Here is a 20415-nt window from a genome sequence, read left to right as displayed (position 1 = left end):
GGCACAGTGTCTTCCCCCGCTCCGAAGGGCACGGCCTGGTGGCTCACGCCGCTGCGTCCGGGCCTGATCGGCCTGGTGGCACTCGTGGTCGCTGTCATCGTGGCTTCGCGGGTGCTGCCCGCCCACTCGATCCTCATCTGGGCCTCGGCGGGCAAGCAGGGGCTCGCGGCGTCACGGAGCGATCTCGAGATCACCGCCACGATCGCCGGGCTCATCGTGCTCGGCGCGTGGATCCTCGGCTCTCTCGCTTTCGCGGTGACTCCGGCGCGGCACATGCTCGTGCCGCACGCCGCCTACTGGAAGTCGGGCGGACGCGAGCGGGTGCGCGAGATGAAGCACCGCTACTTCATCTACCTGTCGCGGGCCATCGGAATCACGTTCTGGTTTCTCGCCGCCGAGGTGATGGTGGCGGTCGTCTCGCAGAAGAACGGCCTGCTCGAATCGCCGTGGCTGCCGGTGGTCGTCTCGGCGCTGTACATCATCGGCCTGCTCGTGTTCGCGGTGTGGGTCTTCGCCGACGGATTCCAGCCGGCCGAGGCCAAGGCCGCGCGACGCCGCTAGAGGAGGGGCCATGACCGATTTCGATCGCTACGGCGACGACGTCCTCGCGAAGGGCTGGAAAGACGCGGGGCGCAAACCGCCCCGTGTCGTCGACGCCGTGCGCGACCTCGTCGTCGAAGAGACCCGATCAGGGTTCACCGGCGCCATCGTGCGCGTCGAAGCCCAGACGGTGGAGCTCGTCGATTGGAAAGACCGCGTCCGTGCGTTTCCGCTCACCTCGGCCTTCGCGATCGACGGCGAGCCCGTGCGGCTGCAGTACCCCCGGGCGGCGCCTCAGGGGCGTCTCCGGTCGGCCTCCGGGTCATTCGCGGTGACTGACGCCACAGCGCGCGTGGCCTTGCCGAGCCGCATCTTCGTCGAGGGGCGGCACGACGCCGAGCTCGTCGAGAAGGTCTGGGGGCACGACCTGCGGATCGAGGGCGTCGCCGTCGAATACCTCGAAGGCGTCGACCACCTCGCCGACGTGCTCAAGGAGTTCAAGCCCTCGCCCACGCGCAAGGTCGGTGTGCTCGTCGATCACCTGGTGAAGGGCTCGAAAGAGAGCCGGATCGCCGAACAGATCAGCCGCAGCCCGCTCGGCCGCTCGGTGCTGGTCGTCGGGCACCCGTATGTCGACGTGTGGCAGTCGGTCAAGCCGGGGCGGCTCGGCATGACGGAGTGGCCGACGATTCCGCGCTCCATCGAGTGGAAGCACGGCATCTGCCAGGCACTCGGGTGGCCGCACGACGAGCAGGCCGATATCGCCCGGGCGTGGCAGCGGATCCTCGGCCAGGTGCGGACGTTCGCCGACCTCGAGCCGGCCTTTCTGGGCCGAGTCGAAGAGCTGATCGACTTCATCACGGCGCCCGCCGCGTGAGACCTCTGAATCGACCTCTTGGGGCGCTGATGCCCGGTCGATTTTGACGTCTCGGGTGGCTGGCCATCAGGCATTCGCTAGCGTCGGTCGGCGCGAGCGCGGGTGATACCGCGCCAGGCGAGCAGCACGATCACAGCGAAGACCACCAGGATCCCGCCGAACACGATCCAGCCGAGGTCGATCGTGAAGCCGTCCGAGCCTGTGGGCGACGACGTCGGCGAAGGAGACGCGGTGGGCGCGAGAGCAGCCGCGACGGCGGCACCCGTTTGCGCAGCCAGGAAGCGAGCGCCGGCGGCATTCGGATGCAGGGCACCGCGCTGCAGCGAGATGTCGCTAAATCCCGCCGACGCGATCAGAGTGATGCCCTGCATGTACGACCCCGAGGTCGCGCAGCCGGAGTGCGCCCGGGTCGCCGCGAGCGTCGACACATAGGTGAAGCCGGCGGCCTTCGTAGCGGAGCGGAGGGCGTCGTCGAGGTGATTCTGCACACCGGAGAGGTACTTCACGTCGGTAGCGGTGAAGGGGAAGCCGTTCGTGGGCAGCCCGTCGGTGAGGGTCGACGCCGAGACGACCGGGCGGAAGCATCCCGCCGCAGGAGTGTGGGCTGCGTCCGGGAAGATGGCCGGGTAGCCGACGACGATCACCTTCGCCTGCGGTGCCCGCGACGCGATCGTGGCGAACGCCGATCGGAGCCCCGAGGTGACGTGCCCGTCGATCGCCGCGGCCAGCGAATCGACGCCGTCGGTGACGAGCGCTGACCGGCACGACGACGCCCCCGAGCTGATCACGGGGCCCTCCTTCGCAACGGCGATACATTTTGACGCCGTCGAGAAGAGACCCGCGTCGTTGCCGCCGATCGACACCGTGACCACTTTTGTCTGACTGCCGAGGGCATCGGCCTGCGGATCGGCGCCGTGCTGGCGCGTCGACACGATATCGGCGGTGGTCGCACCCGCGCACGACACATCGGTGAGGTCGAGGCCCAGCGACGACGCGACGAGGTGGGGGTAGTCGAGGGCGGATTGACCGCACGCGGCGACAGGACGATCCGTCGGCTGAGTGAGGCCGTAGCCCGCGGCATACGAATCGCCGAGGGCGACATACTCGGGACCGTCTGCCGGGCTTGCGCCCGAGGTGGCCGCGGTAGCGGGCAGGGGCAGAGCGACGCCGCAACCGACGAGCAGGGCCAGGACGGGGGCCAAGCGCAGGATCCGACGGATCCTTCGCTTCGTTTTCGGCATCTGCCAATCGTACGGGCACCTTGTGGTGCACCTCCTCCGAGCGGGAGACTGGCGCCGTCACAACGGCTGTGACATCGAGACCGGGAGGGTCCCATGGCTATCACGCTCAACCCGTATCTGAATTTTCGCGGTCAGGCTCGCGAGGCCCTCGACTTCTACGCCTCGGTGCTCGGCGGCACCCCCACCACGATGACCTTCGCCGAGGGCGGCATGGCGGAGCAGTTCCCCGGTGAGGAGCAGCTGCTCATGCACGGCCAACTCGTCACCGACAGCGGCCTGACGCTGATGGCCGCGGATGCCCCGTCGTCGATGCCCGGCGAGTCGGGCAGTGCGATCAGCGTCTCGCTGTCCGGCGGCGGAGACGGCGATTCCGAGACACTTGCCGCGTACTGGGAAGGGCTCGCCGCGGGCGCCACCATCGTCGCGCCCTACGAGCTGGCTCCCTGGGGCGATCGGTTCGGCATGCTGAAAGACAAGTTCGGCGTCGACTGGATGGTCAACTCGGCTGCTGCCGGCGCCTGATCGGCCTGCCCGAGCTGTTGCCTGCCCGCTCTGCTGCCCGCCCGGTCTGCTGCCCACCCGAGCTGTGGCCCGCCCGAATTTGAAGGAGAAACGTCGCGCCGCCGACGAAGACATCAGGATCCGACGAGGTCGCCGCCCGGTTTCTCCTTCAAATTTGCAGCGGGGGCACGCGATCGGCAGAGGGGGCACGCGATCGGCGTAGCGGTGAATACGGGGGTCCTCGCCGTACGATGTGCGCATGGCCGATTCGATCGAGGGGCGCGTGCGCAACGGCGTCGACGCCTTCCTTCGATGGCTGCCGCGCTGGGAGATCGGCACCTCCCGGGCTCGGACGAAAGTGTGCCGGCTCTGCCTGGGCTCGCCAGTCGCGACAGCGGCTGGGTTCGACCATGAGGTGCCGCACACCGTGCAGCACGCTCTGCTCAGTCGCATGCGCGTCATCATCGACGAGGCGGTCGAGGAGTACACGGCGCGCAACCTGCCACTCGTCTCGCGCGAGCTGAGCCGCGCCGCCCAGCCGGAGCCCGCCGGCTACAAGCCCGACGAGGGTCTCGCCCTCGAGTTCCAGGGGCTCGAGATCGATCCCGAGCCGGAGCCCGGGCAGCCCTACCTCTTCACCCTCGCCGAACTCGCGGAAGCCGACCGCGTCGTGCCGCCCGCTCGTGCCGAGCCGTCGGATCCTGCCCCCTCGTCGCTCGCCGACGCCCCCGCCAGCTACTCGGAAGAAGCTAAAGCCGCTTTGCGCACCGAACTCGAACTCGCCGACGACCACGCCCGGCAGGTCGGCACTGCCGTCTGCCTTGCTCTCGTCGAACACCGCACCCGGATCTCCGACGCAATCGACCGCCTGGTCGAACCGCAGATCGACGAGCTCCTCGCCGAGCTGTCGCGGGCCCTCGAAAATCCGAGGTCGCGCTGATGGGCGTCATCGATCGGATCGTGAATCCGTCGTCGACCGTCTTTCGGCGGTTCCCGTGGTGGTCGTTCGTGATCGACCTCGCGCTGGTGCTGGTCTTCGTGCTGATCGGTCGACGCAGTCACGCGGAGTCGGACGCGTTCGTCGGAGTGCTGACGACGGCCTGGCCGTTCGTGTGCGGGCTGGTGATCGGGTGGCTCGGCATCGTCGGATTCCGGTGGCCGTTCGTGACGCTGCACTCGGGAGTCGTGATCTGGGTCGCGACCGTGTTCGTCGGGATGCTGCTGCGTGATTCGTCGGGTCAGGGCGTAGCGGTGAGCTTCGTCATCGTGACCACCATCGTGCTCGGTGTCTTTCTGCTCGGATGGCGAGCTCTGGCGATCACGCTGGCGAAGCGGCGGCAGCGGACGGCTGCCTAGCCCGGCCGGGCAGACGGCCCGCCGGCCCACCGACCGGCCGGGCTTGCGGCGAGAGTGCAGAAATGGCCCTCCGCTAGCTCAGGCAGGGCCATTTTTTGCACTTTCGACGAGCCCCGAGCGGCGCGCCCGAAAGGTGCCGGACCTACGACTTGACGCTGTTGTCGAGCGACGGCTCGTCCGAGAGCACGAGGCCGCTCGAGCTGTTCGCGCTCGTGGTCAGCTCGGCCAGCCAGGCCCGGCTGATCGAGGGCACGCGGCCGCCGTTGTACTTGAAGTAGAGGGGGATGCCGGGATCCATCCAGAGGCTCGACCGACCGTCGCCGACCTTTTGCGGGTCTCGCCACGAGAAGAAGAACGACTCGCGACGACGGAGCTTGGTGGCGATCACGATCTGCAGGTGTTCGAGCGTGCGGTCTTCGAACTCGATCTCGATCGAGGTCGAACCGTAGATCAGTGATCCCATGGTTCTCCTTGGTGGTGACGCCGCACGAGTCCCGGATGACACGAGTGTGGCGAAACGAGGGTACCTGACGTCGGAGCCCGCGCGGGCTCAGGGTCGCACGACTACCGTGAAGCATCCCGCGGTCAGCCGACCGACGCAACAGCACCGAGGAGATCCATGTCGAACAAGATCGCAGTCGTCACCGGCGGAACCGCCGGGTTGGGCCGTGCCATCGTCCGCGAACTCGCCGAGCGCGGGTGGGATGTCGCGATCCTGGCGCGCGGCGAGGACGGCCTCGACGGGGCAGCCGCCGACGTTCGCAGCACGGGCCGCCGAGCCCTGCCGATCAGCGTCGACGTGGCCGACAACGACGCGGTCGAGGCCGCAGCCGAGCGGATCGAAGTCGAGCTCGGCGAGATCGACCTCTGGGTCAACGACGCGATGGTTGGCGTCTTCGGCGAGTTCCTCACCACCGACCCGGGCGACTTCGAGCGGGCCACGCACGTCAACTACTTCGGCTTCGTCAACGGCACCCGCGCAGCTCTCAAGCGCATGGTTCCCCGCGACCGGGGCCACGTGATCCAGATCGGGTCGGCACTGGCCCACCGCGGCATTCCGCTCCAGGCCGCCTACTGCGCCTCCAAGCACGCGATCACGGGCTTCACCGAGTCGGTCACGACCGAGCTGATCCACAACAAGAGTCACGTGAAGATCTCGCAGGTCGACATGCCCGCGATGAACACCATCCAGTTCAACTGGGTCAAGTCGCAGCTGCCCGACCACCCGCAGCCCGTTCCCACGATCTTCCAGCCCGAGACCTGCGCCCGCGCCGTCGCCGACGTCGCCGAACGACCTCGCCGCCGCAGCTGGATCGGCGAGCCGACCGTCATGACGGTGCTGGGCAACCGGTTCGTCGCGAGCTTCCTCGACGTCTACCTTGCCAAGACGGGCTACTCCGGTCAGCAGGCCCCCGAGAAGTCGGAGCCCATGCTGCCGACGAACCTCTACGAGCCCGTGGCCGGCGATCACGGCTCACGCGGCATCTTCAGCGATAAGGCCAAGGAGTCGAGCCCGCAGATCTGGTACACCCAGCACCGGACGGTGAGCTACGCCGCCGCGATCGGCGCGGCTGCGGCTGGGCTCACGGCGCTGGTGGCGGGCGTCAAGGCGCGCAAGTGACCGACGACGCCATCGTCGTCGGAGCCGGCCCCAACGGGCTGGCAGCGGCCGTCGTGCTCGCGCGGGCCGGGCTGAAGGTAAGGGTGCTCGAACGGAACGACACGATCGGCGGCGGCGCGCGCACGGCCGAGTTGACGCTCCCAGGGTTCCTGCACGACATCTGCTCCGCCGTGCACCCCATGGGTGCTGTCTCCGGCTTCTTCCGGCGGTTCGAACTCGACCGCAGGATCCCGATGCTCACCCCCGACATCAGCTACGCGCACCCGCTGGCTGACGGCCGGGCGGGCATCGCGCACCGGAGTCTCGCCGACACTGTGGCCGGCCTGGGCCCCGACGGCCGCTCGTACGAGCGTCTGCTCGGTGACCTCGTCGCCCGCGACGACCAGCTCGCGCAGTTCTCGCTGTCATCGCTGCTGCAGCTTCCCCGCCATCCCGCAACCGCAGCCCTTTTCGGCCTCGCGATGCTCGACCAGGGCATGCCGTGGTGGAACGAGCGCTGGCGCACCGAAGAGGCGCCGGCAATGCTCGCCGGCGTGATGGCGCACGCGATCCGTCCGATGCCGACCCTCGCGGCCTCCGCCGCGGGCCTCGCTCTCGCGGTGCATGCGCACGCTCGCGGTTGGCCTCTGCCTCAGGGCGGAAGTCAGAGCATCATCGACGCTCTCGCCGCCGACGTGATCGCGCACGGGGGCGAGATCGAGACCGGCGTCGAGGTGACGTCGCTCGACGAGGTCGCCCACGCCAAAGCAGTCGTCTTCGACGTCAGCGCCCGAGCGATGGCCGCGATCGGCGGCGACCGCTTCCCCTCCTGGTACTCGCGCGCGCTGAACAAGTTTGAGTACGGCAACGCCGCCTCGAAGGTCGACTTCGCCCTCTCGGAGCCGGTGCCGTGGCTGAACGTCGACGTGCGCCGATCGCCGACCGTGCATCTCGGGGGCACCCGCGAGCAAGTGGCGGCCGCCGAAAGAGCGGTGGCCCACGGGCGCCATGCGCCGGATCCCTTTGTCTTGGTTGTTCAGCAGGGAGTGATCGACCCGACCCGAGCCCCCGAAGGCAAGGCGGCGCTCTGGGCGTACACGCACGTGCCGCGCGACAGCGACATCGACCAGACCGAGGTCATCACCCGTGAGATCGAGAAATACGCGCCCGGGTTCCGCGACACGATCCTCGCGTCGGTGTCGCGCACGGCCAAAGACCTCGAGAACTACGACCCGAACTACATCGGCGGCGACATCGCGACCGGGGCGCCGAGCGTCAAGCAGCTCATCGCGCGGCCGATCGTCGATATCGACCCGTGGCGCACGCCCGAAAAGGGCATCTACCTCGGGTCGTCGTCGACCCCGCCCGGCCCGAGCGTGCACGGTCTCGGTGGCGCCTACGCGGCCCGAAGTGCACTGCGACACGAATTCGGCATACGCTCGCTTCCTCACCTCGGACTCTGAAAGGGGCGCCATGTCTGTTCGCCACCGCCTGATCCACGCCACACCCGAAGCCGTCTTCGAGGTGCTCGCCGACGGCTGGCTGTTCGCGAGCTGGGTCGTGGGCTCCGCCCGGATCCGCGACGTGTCGGACGCCTGGCCTGCCCCCGGAGCTGAGATCCATCACTCATTCGGCTCCTGGCCCGTCGTGATCGACGACACGACCTCGTCGGTGGAGTGGGACGCCCCTCGGCACGCGAAGTTCGTCGCGCGAGGCTGGCCGATCGGCGAAGCGGTCGTGATCATCGACGTCAAGCGGCACAAAGACGGCTGCGTCGTCCGCATGGAAGAGTTCGCCTCGAAGGGCCCCGGCCTCGTGGTGCCGAAACCACTCATGGCGATAGCGCTGAACATTCGCAACACCGAGGCGCTGCAGCGTCTCGCCTGGCTTGCCGAGGGGCGCGCCGGGCGCTGACACGCGGCCCGGCGCTGCTCTCGGTAGGCAAGGCCTACTTCTTGAGCAGCTGCTCTTTCACGTGGCGGCGGATGACCTTGCCGATGAGCGACTTGGGCAGGCTGTCGACGACGACGATGCGACGCGGAACCTTGTAGGCGGCGAGGTTCTCTCGCGCGAACTCGCGCAGTGCCGCCTCGTCGAGGGTCGTGCCGGGCTCGACGACCACCGCGGCGGTCACCTGCTCGTTCGACGAGGATCCGAGACCCACGACCGCGACATCGGCCACCCCCGCGAACTGCTTGAGCGTGTCTTCGACCTCGGACGGCGACACGTTGAACCCACCGGTGATGATGAGGTCTTTGATGCGGTCGACGATGGTGAAGTAGCCGTCGTCCGAGATGGTGACGATGTCGCCCGTGCGGAACCAGTCGCCCGTGAAGACCTCGGCGGTCTCGTCGGGGCGCTTGTAGTAGCCGCTGAAGACCTGCGGTCCGCGCACCACGAGCTCGCCGCGCTCACCGAGCGGGACGTCTTTCGTCGGGTCGTCCGGGTCGACGGCGCGGGCCTCGGTGCTCGGCAGGGGCATGCCGACGGTCCCGGCACGGCGACTGTCGGCGACCGGGTTCGCCATCAGCACGGGGGAGGTCTCGCTGAGGCCGTAGCCCTCGATGAGCCACCCGTGCGAGCGCTCCTCCCAGGGCTCGACCACGGAGGCCGAGAGCGGCATGGCGCCCGAGATGGCGATCTCGATGCCGTTGAGCGAGACGCCGGCATCGTCGGCCGCCCGCTGCAGCCGCTGGTAGATCGGAGGCACGGCGGGCAGGAATGTCGGCGGGTGCTTCTTCATCGCCTTCAGCACGAGCGACGGCTCGAACGCGGGGAACAGCACGAGGCGCGATCCCATCCGCATGGCAAAGGTGAGGCAGAGCGTGAGGCCGTACGCGTGGAACATCGGCAGCACTGCGTAGACGACGCTCGAGCCCTCCTGAATCTGCGGGATCCAGGCCTGGCACTGTGCGGCATTCGACAGGAGGTTGCCATGGGTGAGCATCGCACCCTTGGGGCTGCCCGTGGTGCCGGAGGTGTACTGAATGAGAGCCAGATCGCCCGTCTCGGGGCGCGGGTGGTTCGCGTCGATGCGAGGGGACGCCGCGATCTTCTCCCACGGAGTCGTGCCCGAGACGCTCGTCGTGAGGCGCTCGCGCGACTCGCGGGCCTTCTTGATCGGCAGGCGGAGCTGGGCGCGCATCGAGAAGAGCATCGCCTTGGTCACGTCGATCGACACGATGCCGTCGAGGGGCACCTCGGCCGGGAACTTCTGCAGCGTCGCTACCGTCTTGTCCCACGCGATGGCGAAGCGGGCGCCGTGGTCTTCGAACTGGTGCTGCAGCTCGCGCGGCGTGTAGAGCGGGTTGTGCTCGACGACGATGGCGCCGAGACGCAGGATCGCGTAGAACGCGACGACGTGCTGGGGGCAGTTCGGCAGGATCAGCGCGACGGTGTCGCCCTTCTTCACCCCAAGGCGGCGGAGGCCTTCGGCGGCCCGCTGGATCTCATCGACCATGTCTTCGTAGGTCGTCTCCGCGCCGAAGTACTCGAGCGCCACGGCTTTCGGGTATTTCTGAGCGGTGTCGCGGACCAGATCGATGAGGGAGCCGGTCGCGGGCTCGATGTCGTGAGGGATGCCGGGGGCGTAGGAGCCCAGCCAGGGACGGGCGCTGTCGATGGTCACTGCACCACTCTAGAAGGTTCGGGGGACGAACCTGGGGAAGCCGAGGATCCGAGGGAGTTGCCTGACCCAGGAATCACTCATCGAAAGGAACACGACAGTGAGCAAGGTTTGGTTCATCACCGGCGCATCCAAGGGCTTCGGCCGCGAGTGGGCCGAGGCGGCCCTTGAGCGCGGCGACAAGGTCGCTGCCACCGCCCGCAAGATCGAGACGCTCGACTCCCTCGTCGAGCAGTACGGCGACAGCGTCCTGCCGCTGACTCTCGACGTCACCGACCGCTCGGCCGATTTCGCCGCCGTCCAGCAGGCGGCCGAGCGCTTCGGCGCCCTCGACGTCGTCATCAACAACGCCGGATACGGTCACTTCGGCATGATCGAGGAGATCACCGAAGACGAGCTCCGCGCCCAGCTCGAGACGAACCTGTTCGGCGCCTTCTGGGTCACCCAGGCGGCGCTGCCGATCATGCGCAAGCAGGGTTCGGGCCACATCATTCAGGTGTCGAGCATCGGCGGCATCAGCGCCTTTCCGACGGTCGGCGCGTACCACGCGTCGAAGTGGGCGCTCGAAGGCTTCTCGCAGTCGCTCTCGCAAGAGGTCGCCGGCTTCGGCATCGACGTCACCCTGATCGAGCCCGGCGGATTCTCGACCGACTGGTCGGGCCCCTCGGCCTCGCGCAGCGACGAGCTGCCCGAATACAAGGATGTCCGTGAGGCCGCCGCCAGCCGTCCGTCGGCGAACAACCCCGGCGACCCTAAGGCGACCCGCACGGCGATCCTCAAGGTCGTCGACGCCGAGAAGCCGCCGCTGCGCATCTTCTTCGGCAAGGCGCCCATCGAGATCGCGACGAAGGACTACGAGTCCCGTCTGGCGACCTGGAACGAATGGCAGCCCGTCTCCGTTGAGGCGCACGGCAACTGATCGAAAGCGACTGAACACAGCCAGCCGCTCCCGCTGATCGCTCGGTCCCGAGCGATCGGGGGCCCGCTGTCAGGTGGCTGGCATTCACTGGACGGATGCCAGCCACTGCTTCGTCCGGGGCCCCTTCGACTGATGCCCCCTCGGGCCTCGCCCGCGTCACCGAACCGATCCGCTCGCGCCTTCATTACACCTTCAACGGCCAGCGCACGGGCACACCCGAGTGGGTCAGCGACCTCGAGAAGGGCGACGACCCCGGCTTCTTCGGGCCGGGATCGGCCGTGTGGGCCGTGCACGGCGGCATGTCGACGATCCCCGCGGGAGTTCGCGCGCTGCTCGTGCAGGCGCTTCACCCGGGAGCGCTCGCCGGGGTGCACGACCACTCTCGGTATCGGGAGGATCCTCTGGGCCGTCTCGCCGGCACGATCCGCTGGATCTTCACCGTCTCGTACGGTTCGCAGGAGGCCGCGACCCACGCGTCGAACTGGGTGCTCCGGCTGCACGAGAAGGTGAGTGGCAGCTACGACGACCGCCACGGCGTCTCGCGCGACTACAAGGCCAACGACCCCGACCTGCTCGCCTGGGTGCATATGGCATTCGCCGACTCGTTCCTGGCGGCGGCCATGGCGTGGGGCGACCCCATCCCGGGCGGGCCCGACGCGTACGTGCGCGAGTGGGCCAAAGCCGGCGAGCTCATGGGAGTCCAGGATCCGCCGCGTTCCGTCGCTCAGATGCAGGCGCAACTGGCGGCCTTCGACGATGCGGGCACCCTCGAGCGCTCGGCCCGCACCGATGACGTCGTGAAGTTCCTGCGCCGACCACCGCTCTTTCCGGTGCTGCGCGCCGGCTACCCCGTGCTGTTCAACGGCGCCGTCAGCACCCTATCGCCGCGCCATCGTGAACTACTCGGGCTTCGCGCGCCCCACGTCGGCCCGCTCGACCTACCGACGCGGGCCCCCGCGGGCGCCATGCTCGCCGGGATCGGCGCGCTACTGGGGCCGGAGCCGGTCGCCGCCAAACACGCGCGATTGCGGAGGGCACGGCTCGGTATCGCGGATCCTGCGTAGCGTGTCAGCCTCGGGCGATGAGCTCGTCGCGCACCTTCCGCCGCAGCACCTTCCCGATCAGGTTGCGCGGCAACTCGTCGACCACGAACAGGTGTTTCGGCACTTTGTAGGCGGCGAGGTTGTCGCGCAACTGCGCCCGAGCGGCCTCCTCGTCGAATGACGCGCCCGGTTCGAGCACGACCACGGCGGTGACATCCTCGCCGCCGGCCTCACGCGGGAGACCGACGACGGCGGCGTCGGCAACCCCGTCGATGCCGCGCACGGCGTCTTCCACCTCGGAGGGCGCGACGTTGAAGCCGCCGGTCACGATCAGCTCCTTGATGCGATCGACGATCGTGATGAAGCCGTCGTCGCTCATGGTGACGATGTCGCCGGTGCGGAACCACCCGCCCTCGAGCAGCACGGCGGCCGTCTCGTCGGGCCTGCGCCAATACCCCTGGAACACCTGCGGACCCTTGAGGAGCAGCTCACCTGGCTGTCCGGGCTCGACCGGCACCGTGGGATCCTCGCGTTTCACGACCTTCGCGAAGGTCGACGGGAAGGGCACGCCGACCGTGCCCGAGCGGCGCGACGGGCCGACCGGGTTGCCGAGCGCGACGGGAGAGGTCTCGGTCAGGCCGAATCCCTCGACGAGGATCCCGCGGCTCACTTCCTCCCACGCGGTCACGGTCGAGGCCGGCAGGTTCATCGCACCCGAGATTGCAGCTCGGCAGGCCGTCAGGTCGACCTTCCGCTCACGGGCGGCGTCGGCCAGACGCTGGTAGATCGGCGGCACGGCCGGGAGGAACGTCGGCGGGTGCTTCTTCGCCGCGGCGAGCACGAGGTCGACGTCGAACTTCGGGAACAGCACGAGTCGGGCACCGATGCGCATCGCGAACGTGAGGCACAGCGTGAGGCCGTAGGCGTGGAAGAACGGCAGGACGCCGTAGACGGTCTCGGCCCCGTCGTCGAGACCCGGCACCCAGGCCCGGCCCTGCTCGACGTTGCTGCGCAGGTTGCGGTGGCTGAGGATCGCACCCTTCGGCGTGCCCGTCGTGCCGCTTGTGTACTGGAGCAGCGCGACGTCGTCGGCTGCGGGTCGATCGTGCTTTCGTCGCAGCGGACGGTGGTCGACGAGGTCAGCCCAGGTGGTGACCGTCTTGCCGCTCGTAACGGGCTTGGCGGTCGTCAGCGCCGCCTTCGAGTCGCGCGCCTTCTTGACGGGCAGCCGAAGGGCCAGGCGCTTGCCCAGAGGCAGTTCACGGGTGATGTCGACGGCGACGATCCGGTCGAAGCGGATGTCGCTCGGCATGGACGCGAGGCGGTCGACGAGGGTGTCCCACGCGATTGCGACCTTTGCCTCGTGGTCTTCGAAGAGGTGGCGAAGCTCGCGGTCGGTGTACAGCGGATTGTGCTCGACGACGACGGCGCCGAGTCGCAGGATCGCGTAGAAGGCGACGACGTGCTGCGGGCAGTTCGGCAGCAGCAGAGCGACCCGATCGCCGGGCTCGACACCGAGGCGTCGGAGGCCCTCCGCGGCGCGCAGGATCCGATCGTGCAGGTCTCGGTAGGTGGTCTCGCGCCCGAAGAACTCCAGCGCCGTTCGGCTCCGGTAAGTGCTCGCCGCCTCGTCGATGAGGTCGACCAGTGTCGCGTCAGAGGGCTCGATGTCGTGCGGGACACCGGGGGCGTAGTGAGCGAGCCAGGGGCGGTCGACGTCGACCGGGAGCTGTGAGGCTGACATGGGCCAAGCCAACCATGGGTGGCTGTGGGGTTGGGAGTACGGCGGTCGCCCGCGCTGAGGGCGCTGAGCCTCGCTGAGCGACGTGAATCGGCCATTGCGACGCGGCGCGCCGGGTCGGATTGGCCGATCCGCGTCAGAAAGGCCTGGCTCGCCAGAGCCACGCGGGTCAGCTCGCGTCGCGACCCGTCAGCGCGAGCAGGCGCACCCGCAGCGGCGCGTTTTCGGGCACCGGCACGATCGGCGCGAAGAGGCCGCTCGCGGCGAGCCCCTCGGCCTGCGGCTCGAACACTCCCCACACGGCGTCGACGAGCGCGTCGTCGAGCTCTTCGCTGGTGCCGGTGGCGCGAGCAAGATCCCAGGAGTGGATCGTCACGTCGCCGACCTGCTCGGCGAGGTAGTCGGACGCGGTCACGGTGTCGTACGAGAGATGCACTTCGCGGTCGAGGTCGGCCTGTTGCCACGCGTCCAGAGCGGAAGCGGCGTAGCGATGCCACTCGAGAGCCAGGTCGTCGCCGAGCGGGGCGACGGCGAGCTTGGCTTCGGAGGTGGTCTTGCCGGCAAGCAAGAGCGGCACCCACTGCTGGTCGTCGATCACGTGGGCGACGAGGTCGCGGGTGGTCCAGTCGGTGTCGGGTGTCGGGGCATCCCAGTCGGTGACAGCGGCAATGCGGTCGGCGAACTCGGCGTGGGCGAGGCGAAGGAGGGCGATCCAGTCGGTGGTCACGGTGTGATCCTCTCGTGTCGGGCCCCGAGCAGTGGCACACGGCCCCGGGGCTTGGTGCAACTCTGACCCTTGTCGAGGTGTTCCCGGGCCTCGTTCGCTGATGGGAGAATCACCGAATGGGTGGTGGGGGAGAAGAACGCAGGATCCGACGGCGCGGCCTGATCTGGCCTGTTGCCTCGGTCGCGGCGACGGTGGTGGGTGTGGCCGCCGTCATCTGGGCGGATGCGCAGCCCGTCTCGTTCGGCTGGTTCGCCTACGCGCCGCTGAGCGACACCACGTTTACGCCGGATATCGCGAGCGACTTCACGCCGGGTGTCGTTCTCGCCGTGATCGGTCTCGCCGTGCTCGGGTTCTGGTCGGGTCTCACCGTCGACGCGAGGCGGAAGCACAGCGCGACACGGCCTCGGTGGTGGGCCACCCGGATCCTGGTGCCCGTCGGACTGCTGCTTCTCGTGATCGGGATCGTGTTCGTTATCCAGCCGGCTCTGCCGTCCGACTCGCCGGTCGACACCTTCATCCCTTTCTCGGGTGGGCCAGGCGACACGGCATCGATCAGCTCATATCCGTCTGGCTCAAGCGCTGTCGTTCCGTTCGAGGTGATCCGGTGGATTTCCGGTGCTGGCCTCACGCTCGTCGCTCTCGGCCTGACCTCGCTCGCCTTCTGGTCGGGCCGACGCACCTCGCGTGCCCGTTAACGGAGCGAGACCTCGAAAACGACCAGCGGGATCTCAAGGATCCGGTCGTTTTCGAGGTCTCAGCCTCGTGGCGAGTGAGTGCTAGGAGGCGAGAACGACCTGGATCTCGAGGTCGAACGAGATGTCGTTTCCGAGCAGCACGCCGCCCTTCTCGAGGTTCTGGTTGAACGAGACACCGAACTCGGTGCGGTCGATCTTGCCCTTAGCCGAGAAACCGGCCTTGGTCTGGCCGTAGCCGTCGGTGACGATGCCACCGAACTCGGCCTTCAGCGTTGTGGGCTTGGTGACGCCCTTCATCGTGAACTCGCCGTCGATGAGCAGGTCGTCGCCGTCTTCGGTGACCTTGGTCGACTTGAAGGTCGCGGTGGGGTGCGTCTCGGTCGAGAAGAAGTCGTCGGAGTGCAGGTGGCCATCGCGGTCGGCGTTGCCGGTCGAGATGGACGAGATGTCGATGACAGCCTCGACGGTGGAGTCGACGATCGACTCACCGGTGGTCAGGGTCACGTCGAACTTCGAGAAGTTGCCCTTGACCTTCGAGATCGCGAGGTGGCGCACCGAGAAGGTGAGCTCGGAGTGCATCGGGTCGATGTTCCAGGTGCCTGCGACGTAGCCGGGGATGGTTTCGGTGGTGATAGCCATGTGGTGTCTCCGTAAGTGAGAAGCGGTAAGAGGATCCGAGAGATCGGTGACGTGTCACCGACCGGACGAATAGATGCAAGTGTATCGATTCGGGAGAAATTCCCAAGGATCCGAGAAAAGAAGTTTCGGCCCGGGGTCTACGCCGGGCGCGAGTCGGGCGAGACCGTCTTGGCGGGGTCGCGCTCGGCCAGGTGCCCCACGGCTGCATCGATCTTCGAGAGCACCTCGGCGGGCAGTTTCACGCCGGCGGCCTTGACGTTGTCGACCACCTGCTCGGGGCGCGAGGCGCCGATGATCGCGGACGCGACGTTGTCGTTCTGCAGCACCCAGGCGACGGCGAGCTGCGCCATCGACATGCCGAGATCGGCGGCGATCGGCTCGAGATCGGCGACGGCCGTCAAGACCTCGTCGGTGAGGAAGCGCTTGATGGTGTTGGCGCCGCCCTTCTCGTCGGTGGCCCGCGAGCCCGCGGGGAGCGGCTGGCCGGCCTTGTACTTGCCGGTGAGCACACCCTGGGCGATCGGCGACCAGACGATCTGCGAGAGGCCGTACTGCTTCGAGGCGGGCACGACCTCCTCTTCGATGACGCGCCAGAGGAGGGAGTACTGCGGCTGGTTCGAGATGAGCTGGACGCCGAGCTTCTGCGCGAGCTCGTGGCCCCGCTGGATCTCGGAGGCGCTCCACTCGGAGACGCCGATGTAGAGGGCCTTGCCCTGGCGGACGACGTCGGCGAACGCCTGCATGGTCTCTTCGAGCGGGGTCTCGTTGTCGAAGCGGTGTGCCTGGTAGAGGTCGACGTAGTCGGTGCCGAGGCGCTTCAGTGATCCGTCGATCGACTCGAGGATGTGCTTGCGGCTGAGACCGACATCGTTGTGGCCGCGCGGCCCGGTGGGCCAGTACACCTTTGTGAAGATCTCGAGCGATTCGCGTCGCTCGCCCTTGAGGGCGTCGCCGAGCACCTGCTCGGCGGCGGTGTTGGCGTACGCGTCGGCGGTGTCGAAGGTCGAGATGCCGGAGTCGAGAGCGGCACGCACGCAGGCGGTCGCCTGATCGTTCTCGACCTGCGACGCGTGCGTCAGCCAGTTGCCGTAGGTGATCTCGGAGATCTTGAGGCCGGAGTTGCCGAGGTATCTGAATTCCATGGCCCCCAACTTACGCGCCACGGGCCAAGGCCCGCATATGAACAACTTGTGACCTTTGTCTGGCAATCCCGTCCAATTGCTGTACCCCGACCAAACCGTTCCCCTGGGGGCACCCGAACGAGGGGCATGGCCGGACTCCGTGCCCCCTTCTCGGGGGTCGGACGTTCCTTCTGATCGCTGACGATCTCACCCACCCGAGCATCATTCCCGATCTCCCCCCGAAAAGGAGACCTCCGTGTCGACTGACCCGACGCGTTACCTCAGCCTGCCCGCAGCCAGCGAACCCGCGCCGCTGCTCACTCCCCAGGCGCCGTCCGACGGATCCTTCGTTCCCAACCGCGGGGTCTCGTCGGGTGCCGACGGCTCCGTCTTCGGATTCCAGTTCCCCGCCTGGACGCCGGCGGAATGGATCGGCTACTCGGCGCTCGTCATCGTGTCGCTGCTTCTGACGGCTGTCGCCGTGTCGACCCTCTGGTGGATGCTCCACGCCTGGCGCTCGAAGGACAACCTCAAGGGCACGTCGTTCAGCGAGGACCCGCTGGACGCCCGCCACTCGTTCACGCTGCTCGTACCGGGCCGGCACGAAGAGGAGGTCATGGGGCAGACGCTCGACCGTCTGGCCCTGCAAGACCACCCCGACTTCGAGATCATCGCGATCGTCGGACACGACGACCCGGGCACCGAGCGGGTCGCTCGCGAGGCGGCGGCCCGACACCCCGAGCTCATTCGGGTGATCGTCGACGACTCCGAGCCGAAGAACAAGCCGAAGGCGCTGAACCTGGCGCTGCAAACGGCCCGCGGCGAGATCGTCGGCGTGTTCGACGCCGAGGACGAGGTGCACCCGCGCCTGCTGACCCTGGTCGACTCGAAGTTCACCGAGACCGATGCCGACGTCGTCCAGGGCGGCGTGCAGCTGATGAACTTCCAGTCGTCGTGGTGGAGCCTCCGCAACGTGCTCGAGTACTACTTCTGGTTCCGGTCGCGTCTGCACTTCCACGCCAAGTCGAAGTTCATCCCGCTGGGCGGGAACACGGTCTTCGTCACGAAGAAGTGGCTCGACTGGTCGGAGGGCTGGGACGCCGGATGTCTCGCCGAAGACTGCGAGCTCGGCGTGCGGCTCTCGAGCGCCGGTGCCAACGTGGTCGTCGCCTACACGCCCGAGGTCGTCACCCGCGAAGAGACGCCGGGAACCTTCACCTCCCTGCTCAAGCAGCGGACGCGCTGGAACCAGGGCTTCATGCAGGTGCTCGGCAAGGGGGAGTGGCGCAAGCTGCCCACCTTCCGTCAGCGCTTCTACGCCCGCTACCTCCTGACAATGCCGTTCATCCAGGCCGTCACGGGTCTTCTGATCCCCATCTCGGTCGTGCTGATCTTCACGATCAAGGTTCCGACCGGCATCGCCCTGATCACCTTCATCCCGGTGGCACCGACCCTCGTGCTGCTCGCGGTCGAGATCACCGGACTCGCCGAGTTCGGCCGGACCTACGGCATCAAGGTCCGCGCCCTCGACTACTTCCGTCTCGTCTGGGGCCTGATTCCGTACCAGATCTTCCTCGCGCTCGGCGCGGTGCGGGCGGTCTACCGTCAGCTCCGCGGCCAGAACGGCTGGGAGAAGACGGAGCACAGCGGCCTGCACCGCGACGCCGAAGTGCCCACCTCCGAATCGAACGTCGTGCCGATCGGCGAGGGCCGTAAGCAGCCCGAATCCGCGCTCGCGATGGTGTCGGGAGACGAGCGATGACCGCCACGCAGGAACGTCCCACGGTCCAGGCCCCGCCGCGCCAGGCGAGCCGTGACCTCGCGGGCCCGCCCGCGGTTGCCCCGAAGAACCGAAGGATCCGAGGCTGGCTGGCTCGTCACGGAGCCTCCCTCGTCTGGATCCTGCCCGTCCTCGCCCTCGCGGGCATCGTCCAGCGCATCAACATGGCCGGGTCGCCCCAGCGCATCGACGATGAGGGCACCTACACCGCGCAAGCCTGGGCCATCGGCCACCTGGGTGAGTTGACGCATTACACCTACTGGTACGACCACCCGCCGCTCGGCTGGATTCAGATCGCGGGCTACACCGGCCTCACCGGTGCCTTCGGGCGCTACGACCAGGCCGTCATGGCAGGCCGCGAGGCGATGCTGTTCTTCGCCCTCGTCTCCGTGCTCCTGGTGTGGCTGCTCGGTCGACGTCTCGGCCTCAGCCGTCCGGCCTCAGCCGTCGCCGCGCTCGTGTTCGGTGTCTCGCCGCTGGCCGTGCAGTTCCACCGCACCGTGTACCTCGACAACGTGGCCGTGCCCTGGCTGCTGCTGGCCTTCCTCCTGGCTCTGAGCCGGAAGAACCAGCTGGCCGGGTTCATCGGCGCGGCCTTCGCCTTCGGTATCGCGGTGCTCTCGAAAGAGACGTTCCTCCTTGCCCTGCCGTTCCTCGCGTGGGTCATGATCCGGAACTCCGACAAGAGCACCCGCCGCTACACGCTCGCGACCTCGGGGGCCGTTCTGGCCCTCGTCGGGCTGAGCTACGTCGTCTTGGCGGCCGTGCGCGGCGAGCTGATCCCCGGCCCGGGCCACACGAGCCTGATCTCCGGGCTCACCTTCCAGCTCGGCACCCGCGCCGACAGCGGATCGATCTTCGACACCGGAAGCCTGTTCTTCAAGGTCGTCGACCAGTGGTGGGTCCTCGACCAGGTGTTCATCGTGATGGGTGTCCTCTCGGCCGTCGTTGCACTGTTCCTCAAGCGCTTCCGCCCCCTGGCCGTGCTCGTGCTCTTCGCGGTCGCCGTCATGTTCCGTCCGAACAGCTACGTGCCGGTGCCGTACGTCATCATGCTGATCCCGTTCGCCGCGCTCCTCATCGCCGGTGTCGCCGACGCGGCCGTGAAGACGTACCGCGCTCGCCGGGCGGGGAAGGTCACCACGACCCTCAGCCGCGTCGGCGGTACCGCGTGGCTCGTGGCCTGCGCGGTCGCGATCGCGGCACTTGTACCGTTGTGGACCGTCCAGCTCCGCGGATTCCTGCAGACCGACCTCGACCAGCCCATGGTGAGTGCCGAGCAGTGGGTCGACGACAACGTGCCGCACGACTCCCGGCTGCTCGTCGACGACTCCATGTGGGTCGATCTCGTGAACGACGGCTTCGATCAGGACAACGTCATCTGGTTCTACAAGATCGACACCGACGGGGCCGTCGAGGCGCAGTCGCCGAACGGCTGGAAGGACAGCGACTACATCGTCACGACCGATTCGATCCGGACCTCCGCCGCGGGCAGCCCGGATGTGCAGAACGCGCTGAAGAACTCGACCATCGTCGCCTCGTTCGGCACCGGCAACCAGCTGGTCGACGTCCGTCGCATCAACCCCGAGGGTGCCACGGCCGCGAAGCAGTCGGCCGAGTCCGAGAAGGCGGCACAGACGGCCGCCGGCACCGAGATCTCGGAGAACCCGAACCTCGTCGCCTCCGACGCGCTGAAGAAGCAACTCGCCGCTGGGCAGCTGAATTCTCGGGCACTGGTCGTGCTGGGGCAGCTCCTCGGCACCGGCAAGGTCACGGTCGCCGACCTAGAGCCGCTTCCGGGCGAGGAGGGGTCGTCGTTCCGCCGGCTCGTCATCGAGTCGGCAGCCGGCGAACCCGGCTCGCAGCTCACCGACTGGCTGAAGAACGTGGGATCGACCTACGCCCCCTCGACCATCCGCACCACGGGCGCGGGCACCGAGGTCGTCTTCCCGGCGATCGAGCCGACCGGCCTCCTCGGCTGATGGGCACCCACGCACGCTCCACCCGAAA

20 protein-coding genes are annotated in these 20415 nt (G+C 68.0%); 13 read left to right on the top strand and 7 right to left on the bottom strand.

From position 1 onward, the window contains the following. Window positions 1-6: 6 nt before the first annotated feature. Both ASF54_RS11435 and ASF54_RS11430 read left to right on the top strand, forming a co-directional pair. Window positions 7-561, top strand: a complete 555-nt coding sequence (locus ASF54_RS11435; RefSeq protein WP_055962919.1) for a hypothetical protein — start codon at window positions 7-9, stop codon at window positions 559-561. A 10-nt stretch (window positions 562-571) separates the two neighbouring features. Further along, window positions 572-1417 (top strand): DUF3097 domain-containing protein, encoded by an 846-nt coding sequence (locus tag ASF54_RS11430; RefSeq protein WP_055962916.1) that lies wholly within the window; start codon window positions 572-574, stop codon window positions 1415-1417. Between the two features lie 77 nt (window positions 1418-1494). Here the strand turns inward: ASF54_RS11430 and ASF54_RS11425 are convergent, their stop codons facing one another. Continuing rightward, a complete protein-coding gene (locus tag ASF54_RS11425) occupies window positions 1495-2658 on the bottom strand; it encodes an SGNH/GDSL hydrolase family protein (RefSeq protein ID WP_055962913.1) in 1164 nt (387 codons plus the stop codon). 93 nt (window positions 2659-2751) lie between these two features. On the opposite strand from ASF54_RS11425, the gene ASF54_RS11420 reads away from it, so the two are divergent. From ASF54_RS11420 to ASF54_RS11410, 3 genes are all read left to right on the top strand, one after another. Continuing rightward, window positions 2752-3180, top strand: a complete 429-nt coding sequence (locus ASF54_RS11420) for a VOC family protein (protein WP_055962909.1) — start codon at window positions 2752-2754, stop codon at window positions 3178-3180. A 238-nt stretch (window positions 3181-3418) separates the two neighbouring features. Continuing rightward, entirely contained in the window at window positions 3419-4099 is a 681-nt protein-coding gene (locus ASF54_RS11415) for a hypothetical protein (RefSeq protein WP_055962907.1), read from the top strand. Next, complete coding sequence (locus ASF54_RS11410; protein WP_084816214.1) at window positions 4099-4515, top strand: DUF3054 domain-containing protein; 417 nt, start codon at window positions 4099-4101, stop codon at window positions 4513-4515. Before ASF54_RS11415 ends, ASF54_RS11410 begins: the two co-directional genes overlap by 1 nt. Window positions 4516-4657: 142 nt before the next feature. Here the strand turns inward: ASF54_RS11410 and ASF54_RS11405 are convergent, their stop codons facing one another. After that, window positions 4658-4978 (bottom strand): DUF7882 family protein, encoded by a 321-nt coding sequence (locus tag ASF54_RS11405; protein WP_055962903.1) that lies wholly within the window; start codon window positions 4976-4978, stop codon window positions 4658-4660. A gap of 156 nt (window positions 4979-5134) precedes the next feature. Here ASF54_RS11405 and ASF54_RS11400 point away from each other — a divergent pair, with 156 nt between their 5' ends. From ASF54_RS11400 to ASF54_RS11390, 3 genes are read left to right on the top strand one after another with little or no spacing between them, the layout of a single operon-like run. Next, the gene (locus ASF54_RS11400) at window positions 5135-6136 is read left to right on the top strand and encodes an SDR family oxidoreductase (protein ID WP_055962900.1); all 1002 of its coding nucleotides are present in this window, start codon (window positions 5135-5137) and stop codon (window positions 6134-6136) included. After that, window positions 6133-7578, top strand: a complete 1446-nt coding sequence (locus ASF54_RS11395; protein ID WP_055962898.1) for a phytoene desaturase family protein — start codon at window positions 6133-6135, stop codon at window positions 7576-7578. Before ASF54_RS11400 ends, ASF54_RS11395 begins: the two co-directional genes overlap by 4 nt. A gap of 10 nt (window positions 7579-7588) precedes the next feature. Continuing rightward, complete coding sequence (locus ASF54_RS11390) at window positions 7589-8029, top strand: SRPBCC family protein (protein WP_055962895.1); 441 nt, start codon at window positions 7589-7591, stop codon at window positions 8027-8029. A 34-nt stretch (window positions 8030-8063) separates the two neighbouring features. Here ASF54_RS11390 and ASF54_RS11385 read toward each other — a convergent pair whose 3' ends face one another. Next, window positions 8064-9743 (bottom strand): long-chain-fatty-acid--CoA ligase, encoded by a 1680-nt coding sequence (locus tag ASF54_RS11385; protein ID WP_055962892.1) that lies wholly within the window; start codon window positions 9741-9743, stop codon window positions 8064-8066. Window positions 9744-9840: 97 nt separating this feature from the next. Between ASF54_RS11385 and ASF54_RS11380 the strand changes: the two genes are divergently transcribed. Both ASF54_RS11380 and ASF54_RS11375 read left to right on the top strand, forming a co-directional pair. Continuing rightward, entirely contained in the window at window positions 9841-10659 is an 819-nt protein-coding gene (locus tag ASF54_RS11380; RefSeq protein ID WP_055962890.1) for an SDR family oxidoreductase, read from the top strand. Window positions 10660-10754: 95 nt separating this feature from the next. Further along, complete coding sequence (locus tag ASF54_RS11375) at window positions 10755-11723, top strand: oxygenase MpaB family protein (protein ID WP_055962888.1); 969 nt, start codon at window positions 10755-10757, stop codon at window positions 11721-11723. 4 nt (window positions 11724-11727) lie between these two features. Here the strand turns inward: ASF54_RS11375 and ASF54_RS11370 are convergent, their stop codons facing one another. Both ASF54_RS11370 and ASF54_RS11365 read right to left on the bottom strand, forming a co-directional pair. Beyond that, the gene (locus ASF54_RS11370; protein WP_055962885.1) at window positions 11728-13446 is read right to left on the bottom strand and encodes a long-chain-fatty-acid--CoA ligase; all 1719 of its coding nucleotides are present in this window, start codon (window positions 13444-13446) and stop codon (window positions 11728-11730) included. A 166-nt stretch (window positions 13447-13612) separates the two neighbouring features. Continuing rightward, window positions 13613-14170, bottom strand: coding sequence for a TIGR03086 family metal-binding protein (locus tag ASF54_RS11365; protein ID WP_055962882.1), 558 nt, complete (start codon window positions 14168-14170; stop codon window positions 13613-13615). Window positions 14171-14286: 116 nt separating this feature from the next. On the opposite strand from ASF54_RS11365, the gene ASF54_RS11360 reads away from it, so the two are divergent. After that, window positions 14287-14865 (top strand): DUF805 domain-containing protein, encoded by a 579-nt coding sequence (locus ASF54_RS11360; protein WP_157510161.1) that lies wholly within the window; start codon window positions 14287-14289, stop codon window positions 14863-14865. Between the two features lie 81 nt (window positions 14866-14946). On the opposite strand, the gene ASF54_RS11355 is transcribed toward ASF54_RS11360, so the two are convergent. Together ASF54_RS11355 and ASF54_RS11350 are read right to left on the bottom strand one after the other, a co-directional pair. Then, entirely contained in the window at window positions 14947-15504 is a 558-nt protein-coding gene (locus tag ASF54_RS11355) for a YceI family protein (protein WP_055962878.1), read from the bottom strand. Between the two features lie 137 nt (window positions 15505-15641). Beyond that, window positions 15642-16646: an aldo/keto reductase family protein gene (locus ASF54_RS11350; protein WP_055962877.1), complete on the bottom strand. Its 1005-nt coding sequence runs from the start codon at window positions 16644-16646 to the stop codon at window positions 15642-15644. Between the two features lie 235 nt (window positions 16647-16881). Between ASF54_RS11350 and ASF54_RS11345 the strand changes: the two genes are divergently transcribed. Together ASF54_RS11345 and ASF54_RS11340 are read left to right on the top strand one after the other, a co-directional pair. Next, window positions 16882-18387: a glycosyltransferase gene (locus ASF54_RS11345; RefSeq protein ID WP_235481040.1), complete on the top strand. Its 1506-nt coding sequence runs from the start codon at window positions 16882-16884 to the stop codon at window positions 18385-18387. Beyond that, window positions 18384-20387, top strand: a complete 2004-nt coding sequence (locus ASF54_RS11340) for an ArnT family glycosyltransferase (RefSeq protein ID WP_055962874.1) — start codon at window positions 18384-18386, stop codon at window positions 20385-20387. Before ASF54_RS11345 ends, ASF54_RS11340 begins: the two co-directional genes overlap by 4 nt. Window positions 20388-20415 lie beyond the last annotated feature (28 nt).

Source organism: Frondihabitans sp. Leaf304 (assembly GCF_001423105.1).
GTDB lineage: Bacteria > Actinomycetota > Actinomycetes > Actinomycetales > Microbacteriaceae > Frondihabitans.
Note: the sequence above shows the minus strand (reverse complement) of the source record. Positions and strands in the feature narration are given on the sequence as shown.

Excerpts from the sequence above, each read along its gene's own strand:
- ASF54_RS11415 (WP_055962907.1), top strand. The coding sequence starts at position 3,419 with ATGGCCGATTCGATCGAGGGGCGCGTGCGCAACGGCGTCGACGCCTTC.
- ASF54_RS11355 (WP_055962878.1), bottom strand. The coding sequence starts at position 15,504 with ATGGCTATCACCACCGAAACCATCCCCGGCTACGTCGCAGGCACCTGG.
- ASF54_RS11410 (WP_084816214.1), top strand. The coding sequence starts at position 4,099 with ATGGGCGTCATCGATCGGATCGTGAATCCGTCGTCGACCGTCTTTCGG.
- ASF54_RS11405 (WP_055962903.1), bottom strand. The coding sequence starts at position 4,978 with ATGGGATCACTGATCTACGGTTCGACCTCGATCGAGATCGAGTTCGAA.
- ASF54_RS11430 (WP_055962916.1), top strand. The coding sequence starts at position 572 with ATGACCGATTTCGATCGCTACGGCGACGACGTCCTCGCGAAGGGCTGG.
- ASF54_RS11390 (WP_055962895.1), top strand. The coding sequence starts at position 7,589 with ATGTCTGTTCGCCACCGCCTGATCCACGCCACACCCGAAGCCGTCTTC.
- ASF54_RS11350 (WP_055962877.1), bottom strand. The coding sequence starts at position 16,646 with ATGGAATTCAGATACCTCGGCAACTCCGGCCTCAAGATCTCCGAGATC.
- ASF54_RS11375 (WP_055962888.1), top strand. The coding sequence starts at position 10,755 with ATGCCAGCCACTGCTTCGTCCGGGGCCCCTTCGACTGATGCCCCCTCG.
- ASF54_RS11425 (WP_055962913.1), bottom strand. The coding sequence starts at position 2,658 with ATGCCGAAAACGAAGCGAAGGATCCGTCGGATCCTGCGCTTGGCCCCC.
- ASF54_RS11360 (WP_157510161.1), top strand. The coding sequence starts at position 14,287 with ATGGGTGGTGGGGGAGAAGAACGCAGGATCCGACGGCGCGGCCTGATC.
- ASF54_RS11420 (WP_055962909.1), top strand. The coding sequence starts at position 2,752 with ATGGCTATCACGCTCAACCCGTATCTGAATTTTCGCGGTCAGGCTCGC.
- ASF54_RS11340 (WP_055962874.1), top strand. The coding sequence starts at position 18,384 with ATGACCGCCACGCAGGAACGTCCCACGGTCCAGGCCCCGCCGCGCCAG.
- ASF54_RS11370 (WP_055962885.1), bottom strand. The coding sequence starts at position 13,446 with ATGTCAGCCTCACAGCTCCCGGTCGACGTCGACCGCCCCTGGCTCGCT.
- ASF54_RS11400 (WP_055962900.1), top strand. The coding sequence starts at position 5,135 with ATGTCGAACAAGATCGCAGTCGTCACCGGCGGAACCGCCGGGTTGGGC.